This is a genomic window from Enterobacter sp. SENG-6 (genome assembly GCF_001605945.1).
GTDB classification, from domain to species: Bacteria; Pseudomonadota; Gammaproteobacteria; order Enterobacterales; family Enterobacteriaceae; genus Enterobacter; species Enterobacter cloacae.
The window spans coordinates 25,212-38,387 of record NZ_LOMM01000010.1; the positions used below are offsets into that span (position 1 = coordinate 25,212).

The following is a 13,176-nucleotide window of genomic DNA, read 5'->3' on the forward strand; positions in this document are numbered from 1 at the left end:
TGAATTTTATATTCCATTATAGTGCGATTATTATGAATTAAAAATTCCAGAGGTAAAAAAGATGAATCTTGGCTCACTTGTATCAGAAACGCGTAACCCGCAAACCATGGATCTGGATGCTCTCTCCACCCTGGAGCTGGTTAATCGTTTTAATCAACAGGATACGCTGGTCGCACTGGCAGTGAAAGAGACATTACCAGAGGTGGCGAAGGCCGTCGATGCTGCGGCGCAGGCGCTCAAGGCGGGGGGCCGCATTATTTATATGGGCGCCGGAACCAGCGGACGACTCGGCGTGCTGGATGCCTCTGAATGTCCGCCTACGTTCGGCGTTCCGCACGGGCTGGTGGTCGGTCTCATTGCCGGTGGGCCAGGCGCGCTGCTGAAGGCGGTAGAAGGGGCGGAAGACAACAAACAGCTCGGTGAAGATGACCTGAAAGGGCTTAACCTCAACGCAAACGACCTGGTGGTCGGGCTGGCCGCTTCCGGGCGCACACCTTACGTCATTGGTGGCCTGGAATATGCCAATCAGACGGGCTGCACTACCGTGGCTATCTCCTGTAATCCAGGCTCGCCCATTGCGCAGGTGGCCTGCATCGCTATTTCGCCGGTCGTCGGGCCCGAAGCGCTCACTGGCTCCACGCGCCTTAAATCCGGGACCGCGCAAAAACTGGTGCTCAATATGATCTCCACCGGCGCGATGGTGAAGTTCGGCAAGGTGTATCAGAACCTGATGGTGGATATGCAGGCCACCAACGTCAAGCTGGTGGACCGGGCCTGTCGCATGGTGATGGAAGCGACCGGTGCGAGCCGCGAAGAGGCGGAAGCCGTACTCCAACAAACCGATCACGATGTGAAACCGGCCATTCTGATGATCCTGAGCGGGCTGGATGCCGCCGCCGCGCGAGCCAGGCTTGCCGAGCATAATGGATTCTTACGGGCGGCATTAGAAAACTAACACAGAGGCGTGTATGGAAAAAACAGCAGCGCTCGCCAGCCATATTTTGCAGGGGATCGGCGGAGAGAAGAACATTCAGCGTCTGGAAAACTGCATGACGCGTGTGCGCGTCGAGGTGCATGACGACGACCAGCTTGATATCGCGCACCTTAAGCAGCTTCCTGGCGTCAGCGGGTACGTAAAGCAGGGGCAGCAGCATCAGCTGATCGTCGGGCCGGGAAAAGCGGCGCAGGTCGTTGATGCCATGCGCGCATTGATGGGCGGAGGGGCGGCCGTGCCGGTTGACGATGCCGAGCGCACCAAAGCGCAGGCAAAGGCCAAATACAAAGCCCCCATGAGCGATGCGCTGCGACAGCTGGCAAACGTCTTTATTCCACTTATTCCGGCGTTTATTGCCTCCGGGTTGATCACCGGGATCATCAATATCCTCAAGCGGCCGGATATTGTCGGCGATTTTGCCACGCACTACCCGAACCTGCTCGGCATTCTGGGGATCTTTGGTAGCGCTGTCTTCGCCATCATGAACATTCTGGTTGGGGTTAACACCGCCAAAGTGTTTGGCGGCTCAATGGCGATGGGCGGGGTGATGGCCGGTATTCTCTCCAGCCCGCAGCTTGCGCAGATAACCCTGTTTGGCGAGGCTCTCCAGCCCGGGCGCGGCGGGGTGATTGCGGTGCTGCTGGTGGTCATCCTGATGTGCTGGATTGAGAAAAAGCTGCGCGCCGTTCTGCCCGGTTCCATTGAGCTGATCCTCAATCCGCTGCTGACCACGCTTATCACCGGCTGTGTGGCGATTGTGGCCCTGCAGCCGCTGGGCGGCTGGATCTCTGAGGTGATTGCCCACGGCGCTTCTCTGGCTATCGATCGCGGCGGGTTATTAGTGGGCGCTGTGCTGTCAGGAACCTTCCTGCCGCTGGTGCTGACCGGGCTGCATCAGGGGCTGGTACCGATCCACGTCGAGCTGGTGCAGGCTCATGGTTATAACGCGCTGCTGCCCATTCTGTCGATGGCGGGGGTAGGTCAGGTTGGTGCGGCGATTGCCGTGCTGATGAAAACCCGTAACGCGCGCCTGAAAAAAGTGATTAAAGGGGCGCTACCGGTCGGATTGCTGGGCATTGGCGAGCCGCTGATTTTTGGTGTCACGCTGCCGCTCGGTAAGCCTTTCCTCGCGGCCTGTCTGGGCGGGGCGGTGGGCGGGGCGCTTATCAGCTACTGGAAAGTTGCCACTGTTATCACCTTTGGACTCTCCGGTTTACCGCTGGCGCTCACCATCGTGACCGGAAAAGTCATGCTCTATCTGTTAGGCTATCTGGTAGCGGTGATCGCCGGGTTCTTGTTTACCTGGCTGGCGGGATTCAACGACCCAGAGGAGTAAGGTTTGGCTAATCACGAGCGTCGTGTTGTCTTTTTCGACCTGGATGGAACGCTGCATCAGCAGGATATGTTTGGCACGTTTATGCGCTACCTGCTGCGGCGTCAGCCCCTGAACGCACTGCTCGTCTTACCTTTGTTACCCGTGATTGGCCTTGCGCTGCTGGTGAAAGGCCGGGCAGCGCGCTGGCCAATGAGCCTGCTGCTCTGGGGCTGTACCTTTGGCCACAGTGAAGCCCGGCTCAAACAGCTTGAGCAAGACTTTGCGCACTGGTTTCGCGATCATGTGACGGCGTTTCCGGTTGTGCAGGCACGGCTGACCAGCTACCTCGATGCGAACGACGCCGATATCTGGTTGATTACCGGCTCGCCGCAGTCGCTGGTAGAGCAGGTCTATTTTGATACGCCGTGGTTGCCGAGAGTGAATCTGATCGCCACGCAGATCTCTCGTGGTTACGGCGGGTGGGTGTTGAGCATGCGCTGTCTGGGGCATGAAAAGGTGGCCCAGCTGGAGATGCGCATTGGCACGCCGCTGCGCCTGTACAGCGGTTACAGTGACAGTAAGCAGGACAACCCGCTGCTCTATTTTTGCCAGCACCGCTGGCGCGTCACGCCTGCGGGTGAACTTCAGCAACTCGAATAGTTTTATCCATAGCGGGTGTGTATAATGCCGCCCGCTTTTCGACTGGAGTATCAACCGTTGTCCAACCCTGAATTCTCACACGAATACTGGATGCGCCATGCGCTCACCCTTGCCCGGCGCGCCTGGGACGAGGGAGAAGTGCCCGTGGGGGCGGTGCTTGTCCATAACAACCAGGTGATTGGAGAAGGGTGGAACCGCCCGATTGGTCGCCACGATCCTACCGCTCACGCAGAAATCATGGCGCTTCGTCAGGGGGGGCTGGTACTGCAAAACTACCGTCTGCTCGACACCACGCTGTACGTCACGCTTGAGCCATGCGTCATGTGTTCCGGCGCGATGGTGCACAGCCGTATCGGTACGCTGGTTTTTGGCGCGCGGGATGAAAAAACCGGTGCTGCGGGCTCGCTGATGGACGTGCTTGGACACCCGGGAATGAACCATCAGGTGAAGACTATCGGTGGGGTGCTTGCACCAGAGTGTTCGGGGCTATTAAGTGATTTCTTTCGAATGCGCCGTCAGCAGAAAAAGCAACAAAAGGCAGAATTGAAGTCGTCGGACGATTAATTTCGTCCGGTGCCACAACCGGATAGCTTTGCGCCAGCTGTTTCGCCTCTGTCGCCTCTTTTTCCTTCTCCAGCAGATACCCCACCAGGCTAATCTGATATTTACGAATATTTTCCACGTAGGCATAAGCCTCATGCCCGCGCGCATAGCCGTAGGTGAGCTTGTTGTACCACGGCTTCTGGCTCAGGAGCGGCAGACGCTGTTTTACGTCAGACCAGCTGTCGGGGTTGCCTTTTGTTTTTGCCGTCAGGGCCCGGGCGTCGAGCATGTGGGCATAGCCCATGTTGTAGGCGGCCAGCGCGAACCAGATACGCTCCTCTTCCGGCACTGTCTCGGGGACTTTGGCCATCATATCCTGCAGGTAGCGCGCGCCGCCGCTGATGCTCTGTTCCGCATCGGTACGGTCGGTTAGCCCGAGGCTCTGCGCGGTATTTTTAGTCAGCATCATCAGGCCGCGCACGCCGGTGGGGGAGGTGGCCTGGGTGTCCCAGTGGGACTCCTGATACGAGATAGCCGCCAGCAGTTTCCAGTCAATCTCCTGCGCATATTTTTCGAACAGAGGCTGCAGGTCAGGCAGGACGCTGTCTACCGCGCGCAGGAAGCTGCGGGTGTCAACGTAGTCAAAGTCATCACCATGGCCGAGGTACTTCTCTTCCAGGCGTGCCAGGGTACCGTCTTCATTAATGGTGTTATAAAAATCGAGCATGGCCGCAGAGAGGGTCTGATCGTCATCAAGATGAGTAAACCAGGTCACGGGCTGTTCGTCCGTCACGTCCAGCGCCACGGCGATTTCAGGATGCACCCGCTGGAACAGGCTGATCGCCACGGAGTCGGCGATGGTGTAAGGCAGTTTCTGATCTTTGACCTGGTCCAGCAGCTCGGTCGTGCCGAGTTTAGGGTCGACGGTCCAGCTCAGGTCAGGGTATTTCTTCTCCTTCAGCTCACGCAGATCGTCAATCACCACATGGCCAGGGGCAATCGTCAGCTGTTGAGCGTTGATCGAGGCCAGCGTACGCGGGCGCAGGCTACCGACGCGATAGACCAGCTGCTGTGAAACGGAGTAATAGGTCGGGCCCGGCTGGTAATTCTTGCTGCGCTCGCTGTTGTACACCAGCCCGGCGGCGAGGATATCGGCATCGTTGTTATCCAGGTCATCAAACAGCTGGCTGATGTTCTGGCGCACGGTGATTTTGAGCTTCACGCCAAGGTAATCGGCAAACTGCTGAGCCAGCTCATAGTCCAGACCGATGGTTTTGCCGTTGATGTCGCTGTAAATCAGCGGAGAGTTAAGCGTGCTGACACGCAACTCCCCCCGCTCCTGAATGGCGGCGATACGGTTTTCGGCTTTGCCGAACCAGGGGATGGAAGGCCAGAGGGCCACTGCCAACAGCAACGTTACAATGCCGATGAGCAGATAATTAATCTTTAATTTTTTCAATTAGTTAATTCTCTGCGACGCCGGTTGCCTTAGTATGCTGTAGCCATGTTAAAAATAAGGTTTGCCATTGATTGAGCGGCATTTTGCGTAAAGTTACGCCACTTGGCAACAAATTAGAGAGAGAGGTCACATCTATTGTTAAACGATGCCGTCGATTTTATTTCGACGCAAACGGTTTCGTCGACGCTCAGGATTCTCTATAATGACGCCCGTTTTCCCCCCTTGCGCACACTGTAAGCGCCCCGGCGCTTCGAAGACGAGAGACTTATGATGGAAATTCTGCGTGGTTCGCCTGCACTGTCTGCCTTCCGTATTAACAAACTGCTGGCACGTTTTCAGGCAGCCGACCTTCCGGTAAGCAATATTTACGCTGAGTATGTCCATTTTGCTGACCTGAATGCCCCCCTGAATGCAGAGGAGCGCGTACAGCTGGAACGCCTGCTCAAGTATGGCCCAAATCTGAGCAGCCATACCCCAACCGGTAAACTGATCCTTGCGACGCCTCGTCCAGGCACCATCTCCCCCTGGTCTTCCAAAGCGACTGACATCGCTCACAACTGTGGTCTGAACCAGATTAACCGTCTGGAACGCGGCGTGGCGTATTATGTTGAAGCCTCCACCCTGAGCGACGCCCAGTGGCAGGCGGTGGCCGCAGAGCTGCATGACCGCATGATGGAGAGCGTATTTGCTTCTCTGGATGATGCGCAGAAACTTTTCTCCCACCATCAGCCTGCGCCAGTACAGAGCGTGGATTTGCTGGGGCAGGGCCGTCAGGCGCTGATTGACGCTAACCTGCGTCTCGGCCTGGCACTGGCAGAAGACGAGATTGACTACCTGCAGGATGCGTTCGTTAAGCTGAACCGCAACCCGAACGACATCGAACTCTATATGTTCGCGCAGGCTAACTCTGAGCACTGCCGACACAAGATTTTCAACGCCGACTGGATTATTGATGGCGAACAGCAGCCGAAGTCGCTGTTCAAAATGATCAAAAACACCATGGAGAAAACCCCTGACCACGTGCTGTCTGCCTATAAAGACAACGCCGCGGTGATGGAAGGTTCCGAGGTGGGCCGCTTCTTCGCCGATCGCGAAGCGGGGCGCTATGACTTCCATCAGGAGCCGGCGCATATCCTGATGAAGGTGGAAACTCACAACCACCCAACGGCGATCTCTCCGTGGCCGGGTGCGGCGACCGGTTCCGGCGGTGAAATCCGTGACGAAGGGGCGACGGGCCGTGGTGCGAAACCAAAAGCGGGCCTGGTCGGTTTCTCTGTTTCCAACCTGCGTATCCCTGGCTTTGAACAGCCGTGGGAAGAAGATTTCGGCAAGCCAGAGCGCATCGTGACCGCGCTGGACATCATGACCGAAGGTCCACTGGGCGGCGCGGCATTCAACAACGAATTTGGTCGTCCGGCGCTGAACGGTTACTTCCGTACCTATGAAGAGAAAGTGGACAGCCACAACGGCGAAGAGCTGCGCGGCTACCACAAACCGATCATGCTGGCGGGCGGGATCGGCAACATTCGCGCCGATCACGTGCAGAAAGGTGAGATCGTCGTCGGTGCGAAGCTGATCGTCCTCGGTGGACCGGCGATGAACATCGGCCTGGGCGGCGGTGCGGCCTCTTCAATGACATCCGGTCAGTCTGACGCCGATCTCGACTTTGCCTCCGTTCAGCGTGACAACCCGGAAATGGAGCGTCGTTGCCAGGAAGTGATCGACCGCTGCTGGCAGCTGGGTGATGCAAACCCAATCCTCTTTATTCACGACGTTGGCGCGGGCGGCCTGTCCAACGCCATGCCGGAGCTGGTGAGTGACGGTGGTCGCGGTGGTCGTTTCAACCTGCGCGACATTCTGAGCGATGAGCCGGGCATGAGCCCGCTGGAGATCTGGTGTAACGAATCTCAGGAGCGTTATGTGCTGGCCGTCGCAGCCGATCAGTTGCCGCTGTTTGACGAGCTGTGCCGCCGCGAGCGCGCGCCGTACGCGGTAATCGGTGAAGCGACCGAAGAGAAACATCTCACCCTGAGCGATACCCATTTCGACAACCAGCCAATCGACCTGCCGCTGGACGTGCTGCTCGGCAAAACGCCGAAGATGACCCGCGACGTGCAGACTCGCAAAGCGGCGGGCAACGCGCTGGATCGTCAGGGCATTACCGTAGCAGACGCGGTGAATCGCGTATTGCACCTGCCTGCGGTGGCGGAGAAAACCTTCCTGGTCACCATCGGCGACCGTACCGTGACCGGTATGGTCTCGCGCGATCAGATGGTGGGGCCATGGCAGATCCCGGTGGCGAACTGCGCCGTGACCACTGCGAGCCTCGACAGCTACTACGGTGAAGCGATGGCGTTGGGCGAACGTACACCGGTAGCGCTGCTGGACTTCGCTGCCTCCGCTCGTCTGGCCGTCGGTGAAGCACTGACCAACATTGCCGCGACCCAGATTGGCGATATCAAACGTATCAAACTGTCCGCGAACTGGATGGCCGCTGCCGGTCACCCGGGCGAAGACGCGGGCCTGTATGAAGCTGTGAAAGCGGTGGGTGAAGAGCTCTGTCCTGCGCTCGGCCTGACCATTCCAGTGGGTAAAGACTCCATGTCGATGAAAACCCGCTGGCAGGAAGGCAACGAGCAGCGCGAAATGACTTCGCCGCTGTCGCTGATCATCTCCGCGTTTGCCCGTGTGGAAGACGTGCGCCATACCGTGACCCCACAGCTCTCGACCGAAGACAACGCCCTGCTGCTGATTGACCTGGGTAAAGGTCACAACGCGCTGGGTGCCACCGCGCTGGCACAGGTTTACCGTCAGTTGGGTGATAAACCGGCGGACGTGCGTGATGTGGCACAGTTAAAAGGCTTCTACGACGCCATTCAGGCGCTGGTGGCGCAGCGTAAACTGCTGGCCTACCACGACCGTTCCGACGGCGGCCTGCTGGTGACCCTGGCGGAGATGGCCTTCACCGGACATTGCGGTGTTGAAGCGAACATCGGAACGCTTGGCGAAGATCGTCTGGCGGCACTGTTTAACGAAGAACTCGGCGCGGTGATTCAGGTGCGCGCGGCCGATCGTGACGCGGTTGAAGCCCTGCTGGCTCAGCATGGCCTGGCAGACTGCGTACACTACCTGGGTAAAGCCGTTCAGGGTGACCGTTTCGTCATTGAAGCGGATGGCCATGCGGTGTTCAGCGAAAGCCGCACCACGCTGCGTATGTGGTGGGCGGAAACCACCTGGCAGATGCAGCGCCTGCGTGATAACCCGGACTGTGCCGATCAGGAACACAACGCCAAGGCCAACGACAACGATCCTGGCCTGAACGTGAAGCTCTCCTTCGACATCAACGCAGACATTGCTGCACCGTACATTGCGACCGGCGCGCGTCCGAAAGTCGCCGTGCTGCGTGAGCAGGGTGTCAACTCCCACGTTGAGATGGCCGCGGCCTTCCACCGTGCGGGCTTTGATGCCATCGACGTTCATATGAGTGACCTGCTGGCAGGTCGCACCGGTCTGGAAGATTTCCATGCGCTGGTGGCGTGCGGCGGTTTCTCCTACGGTGACGTGCTGGGTGCCGGTGAAGGCTGGGCGAAGTCCATTCTCTTCAACAGCCGCGTGCGCGATGAGTTCGAAAACTTCTTCCATCGTCCGCAAACCCTGGCGCTTGGTGTGTGTAACGGCTGCCAGATGATGTCTAACCTGCGCGAGCTGATCCCGGGCAGTGAAGCGTGGCCACGCTTTGTGCGTAACCAGTCCGACCGCTTTGAAGCACGTTTCAGCCTGGTCGAAGTGACTCAAAGCCCGTCTCTGCTGCTGCAGGGAATGGTAGGGTCGCAGATGCCAATCGCCGTTTCTCACGGTGAAGGTCAGGTAGAAGTGCGTGATGCCGCCCATCTGGCTCAGCTTGAGAGCAAAGGCCTGGTGGCGCTGCGCTTTGTTGATAACTTCGGCAAGGTGACGGAAACCTATCCGGCTAACCCGAACGGCTCGGTGAACGGGATCACGGCGGTCACCAGCGAAAGCGGCCGTGCGACCATCATGATGCCACACCCTGAGCGCGTGTTCCGCACCGTGAGCAACTCCTGGCACCCGGAAAACTGGGGCGAGGACAGCCCGTGGATGCGTATCTTCCGCAACGCACGGAAACAGTTGGGTTAATCGGTATTGCCCTTTAAAGCCCGGTACGTGAAAGCGCTACCGGGCTTTTTTATGTGTGTCGCAATTTCGCGACAGACCCGTAATGCCACTGTCTCCAAAAGGAGACATTTAACTCTTTGATTTATATATGACAGGGGCGGTTCCCGTTAAGGTGTTGCTGATTAGCGACACTTAGCCTGGAAATCATTCAGCGAGCAATTAACGGTGGAAACCCATAAATTATATAAATATCAATTCGATAATGTATTTATTTGCATTCTGGCACATCTATTGCATAATATTAATCAGTGGCTCATTCACCTTCTTATGTCAGCCCCTTCGGGACGTGCTACATAAACTTCGAATGACGCACAAAAAGGTGCCTGCCGTCCAACTACTGATCATAGCGTTGCTTTATCAGGACAGGGCGAAACGTCGAGTTAGGCACCGCCTCATTCCATGACAAAGCCGGGTTTTTACCCGGCTTTGTTGTATCTGAAGGGCAGACTCAGTTACGCTCTCCTCAAACCCATTCAAAGAGAGTAATGCGTTGAAACGCTGGCCCGTTTTCCCCCGTTCCCTGCGTCAACTCGTAATGATGGCCTTTTTGCTGATCCTGCTGCCTTTACTGATTCTGGCCTGGCAGGCGTGGCAAAGCCTGAACGCGCTCAGTGCCCAGGCGGCACTGACTAACCGCACGACGCTCATTGACGCCAGACGCAGTGAAGCGATGACCAACGCCGCGCTGGAGATGGAGCGTAGCTATCGTCAGTATTGCGTGCTTGACGATCGCACGCTGGAAAAGGTCTACCAGAATCAGCGTAAACGCTATAGCGAGATGCTGGATGCGCATGCCGGCGTGTTGCCGGACGATAAGCTCTACCAGGCATTACGTCAGGATTTGAACGACCTGGCCCAGCTGCAGTGTAAGAACAGTGGCCCTGATGCCGCCGCAGCCGCGCGGCTTGAAGCCTTTGCCAATGCCAATGCTGAGATGGTGCAGTCTACCCGTGCGGTGATTTTCTCTCGCGGTCAGCAACTGCAGCAGGAGATTGCCGAACGCGGTCAGTTCTTTGGCTGGCAGGCGCTGGTGCTGTTCCTGGTCAGCCTCGCGCTGGTGTTACTTTTTACCCGAATGATCATCGGCCCGGTGAAGGGCATCCAGCGGATGATCAATCGTCTGGGGGAGGGGAAATCACTGGGCGATACGGTGGCCTTTAAAGGCCCGCGCGAGTTGCGTTCCGTGGGGCAGCGGATTATCTGGCTTTCGGAGCGCCTGTCGTGGCTGGAATCCCAGCGTCATCAGTTTTTACGTCATATTTCCCACGAGCTTAAAACGCCGCTGGCCAGCATGCGCGAAGGCACGGAATTGCTGGCAGACGAAGTGGCGGGGCCGCTGACGGTGGAGCAGAAAGAGATTGTTGAGATCCTCGACGCCAGTAGCCGCAATCTGCAGAAATTAATTGAGCAACTGCTCGATTACAACCGCAAGCTGGCGGATGGAGCGGTCGTCCTCGAAAATGTCGAGATTGAGCCGCTGGTGGATATGGTGATCTCTGCCCACAGCTTGCCTGCAAGAGCTAAAATGATGCATACCGGGGTGACGCTGAATGAGCCAACCTGCCTGGCTGAACCGATGTTATTGATGAGCGTTCTGGATAATCTTTATTCCAATGCGGTGCACTATGGTACTGAATCCGGTAACATTTATATCCGAAGCTATACGAATGGTTCACGGGTCTTTATTGATGTCGCCAACACCGGCACCCCGATCCCCGATGACGAAAGAGAGATGATATTTGAACCCTTCTTCCAGGGAAGTCATCAGCGAAAAGGTGCGGTTAAAGGAAGCGGTCTGGGGTTAAGTATCGCCCGGGACTGTATACGACGCATGCAGGGGGAGCTAAACATTGTCACGGATGAACGTTCCGATGTTTGCTTCCGTATCGAACTGCCCCTGAGCCGGAAAAACCAATAAAATGAAGCTATGTCTGGTGAGTATGTCACACGTCTTTTTCCGCGCCATACGCGCGGTGTTTTCCCGTAAAACGTTGCGCCTGAGTCTGCCTTGTTTATTGCTGGCGGGGTGTGTTTCCCATGTGCCAAAAAGTGCCATTAGCGATAAACAGGAAGATAAATGGCCAGAGAATCAGCTGGCAGATTTTCTCTCAACCCGCTGCGACGACATCTGGAACCTGTCGGGGCATGACGTCGAAACCAATCCTCTGTTCTGGCTACGCGGAATAGACTGCGCGCAGCGTCTGGCTCCGGTTGAAGCCCGCTCAAAAGCGGCGATGCTGGACGACGATACCTGGCAGGACGCCTTCAAGCGCGGAATATTGCTTGGGGATGCCAAAATTACCCCTGTCGAACGACGCACGAACGTCACGCGGCTCGACACCTTTGTGGCATATCTTCCCGCTCAGGTACGCCCTGTTTATCAGCTCTGGCGCGATGGGCAGACATTACAACTTCAGCTGTCTGAAGAGCGCTCCCGTTACAGCAAGCTGCAACAGTCAACCGACAGCGAGCTGGATACCCTGCGTCAGCAGCAACAACATTTGCGTACGCAACTGGATACCACGACCCGTAAGCTGGAGAACCTGACCGATATCGAAAGACAGCTCTCGTCGCGTAAATATCAGCCTGGGAGTTCATCTGCTGCACCGGACAGCGATACACCGAAACAAGAGGATGTGAAGCATGACGAGCCGTAAACCTGCCCATCTACTGCTGGTGGATGACGATCCCGGTTTGCTCAAGCTGTTGGGAATGCGTCTGGTCAGTGAAGGCTACAGCGTCGTGACGGCTGAAAGCGGGCTGGAGGGGCTGAAAATTCTCGCCCGTGAGAAAATTGACCTGGTGATAAGCGACCTGCGGATGGATGAAATGGATGGCCTGCAGTTGTTCGCAGAGATCCAGAAGCAGCAGCCGGGCATGCCGGTGATTATCCTGACGGCGCACGGCTCGATCCCGGATGCCGTCGCGGCGACACAGCAGGGGGTTTTCAGCTTCCTGACCAAGCCGGTGGACAAAGACGCGCTGTATAAGGCCATCGACAGTGCGCTGGAACATGCTGCCCCGTCGAGCGATGAGGCGTGGCGGGAGCCGATTGTCACGCGTAGCCCCATCATGCTGCGTCTGCTGGAACAGGCCCGGATGGTGGCGCAGTCTGACGTCAGCGTCCTGATTAACGGGCAGAGTGGCACCGGGAAAGAGATCCTGGCACAGGCCATCCATAATGCCAGCCCACGCAGCAAAAACGCCTTTATTGCCATTAACTGCGGCGCACTGCCGGAACAACTGCTCGAATCTGAACTGTTCGGCCACGCCCGCGGTGCGTTCACCGGTGCAGTCAGCAGCCGGGAAGGCCTATTCCAGGCGGCAGAAGGCGGTACGCTTTTCCTGGACGAGATTGGCGACATGCCTGCACCGCTGCAGGTCAAATTACTGCGCGTGCTGCAGGAGCGAAAAGTGCGCCCGTTGGGCAGCAACCGCGATATCGACATTAACGTGCGCATCATCTCCGCCACGCACCGTGATTTACCAAAGGTAATGGCGCGCAATGAGTTTCGTGAAGATCTTTACTACCGCCTGAACGTCGTGAACCTGAAAATTCCGGCGCTGGCCGAACGTGCGGGAGATATCCCTTTGCTGGCGAATCACCTGCTGCGCCAGTCTGCGGATCGCCACAAACCGTTTGTGCGGGCGTTTTCCACCGATGCGATGAAGCGGCTGATGGCCGCAAGCTGGCCGGGAAACGTGCGTCAGCTGGTCAACGTGATAGAGCAGTGCGTGGCGCTGACGTCGTCACCTGTCATCAGTGACGCGCTGGTGGAGCAGGCGCTGGAAGGCGAGAACACGGCACTGCCGACGTTTGCCGAAGCGCGTAACCAGTTCGAGCTAAACTATCTGCGTAAGCTGTTGCAGATCACTAAAGGTAACGTGACCCACGCGGCACGCATGGCCGGACGCAACCGCACCGAGTTCTATAAGCTGCTGTCACGCCATGAGCTGGAAGCCAACGATTTTAAAGAGTAGTACCGCAAACTTCGAATGAATATGATACTG

General features: G+C 57.2%; 9 protein-coding genes. 8 read left to right on the top strand and 1 reads right to left on the bottom strand.

All coding sequences use genetic code 11. From position 1 onward, the window contains the following. The first annotated feature begins 61 nt into the window (after window positions 1-61). Genes murQ through tadA form a run of 4 tightly spaced genes read left to right on the top strand, consistent with a single transcriptional unit; the run spans window position 62 to window position 3,533 of the window. On the top strand, window positions 62-955 hold the full coding sequence (murQ, locus tag AX755_RS06040; protein ID WP_062856455.1) for an N-acetylmuramic acid 6-phosphate etherase: 894 nt from the start codon (window positions 62-64) through the stop codon (window positions 953-955). Window positions 956-968: 13 nt separating this feature from the next. Next, complete coding sequence (locus tag AX755_RS06045) at window positions 969-2,330, top strand: PTS transporter subunit EIIC (RefSeq protein WP_029882224.1); 1,362 nt, start codon at window positions 969-971, stop codon at window positions 2,328-2,330. A gap of 3 nt (window positions 2,331-2,333) precedes the next feature. After that, the gene (gene yfhb / locus AX755_RS06050) at window positions 2,334-2,969 is read left to right on the top strand and encodes a phosphatidylglycerophosphatase C (RefSeq protein WP_013098310.1); all 636 of its coding nucleotides are present in this window, start codon (window positions 2,334-2,336) and stop codon (window positions 2,967-2,969) included. A 24-nt stretch (window positions 2,970-2,993) separates the two neighbouring features. Next, window positions 2,994-3,533 (top strand): tRNA adenosine(34) deaminase TadA, encoded by a 540-nt coding sequence (tadA, locus tag AX755_RS06055; protein ID WP_032618416.1) that lies wholly within the window; start codon window positions 2,994-2,996, stop codon window positions 3,531-3,533. Here the strand turns inward: tadA and mltF are convergent. Continuing rightward, window positions 3,421-4,971 carry a membrane-bound lytic murein transglycosylase MltF gene (mltF, locus tag AX755_RS06060; protein WP_013098308.1) on the bottom strand — a complete coding sequence of 517 codons (1,551 nt, stop codon included), beginning with the start codon at window positions 4,969-4,971 and terminating at the stop codon, window positions 3,421-3,423. The genes tadA and mltF overlap by 113 nt on opposite strands. A 267-nt stretch (window positions 4,972-5,238) precedes the next feature. Between mltF and purL the strand changes: the two genes are divergently transcribed. The 4 genes from purL (at window position 5,239) to glrR (ending at window position 13,146) form a co-directional block, all read left to right on the top strand. Beyond that, the gene (gene purL / locus AX755_RS06065) at window positions 5,239-9,126 is read left to right on the top strand and encodes a phosphoribosylformylglycinamidine synthase (protein WP_062856456.1); all 3,888 of its coding nucleotides are present in this window, start codon (window positions 5,239-5,241) and stop codon (window positions 9,124-9,126) included. 529 nt (window positions 9,127-9,655) lie between these two features. Further along, entirely contained in the window at window positions 9,656-11,083 is a 1,428-nt protein-coding gene (gene qseE / locus AX755_RS06070; protein WP_029882227.1) for a two component system sensor histidine kinase QseE/GlrK, read from the top strand. 1 nt (window position 11,084) lies between these two features. Continuing rightward, window positions 11,085-11,822, top strand: coding sequence for a two-component system QseEF-associated lipoprotein QseG (gene qseG / locus AX755_RS06075; protein ID WP_061771661.1), 738 nt, complete (start codon window positions 11,085-11,087; stop codon window positions 11,820-11,822). After that, window positions 11,809-13,146: a two-component system response regulator GlrR gene (glrR, locus tag AX755_RS06080; RefSeq protein WP_062856457.1), complete on the top strand. Its 1,338-nt coding sequence runs from the start codon at window positions 11,809-11,811 to the stop codon at window positions 13,144-13,146. Before qseG ends, glrR begins: the two co-directional genes overlap by 14 nt. The last annotated feature ends 30 nt before the right edge of the window (window positions 13,147-13,176 follow it).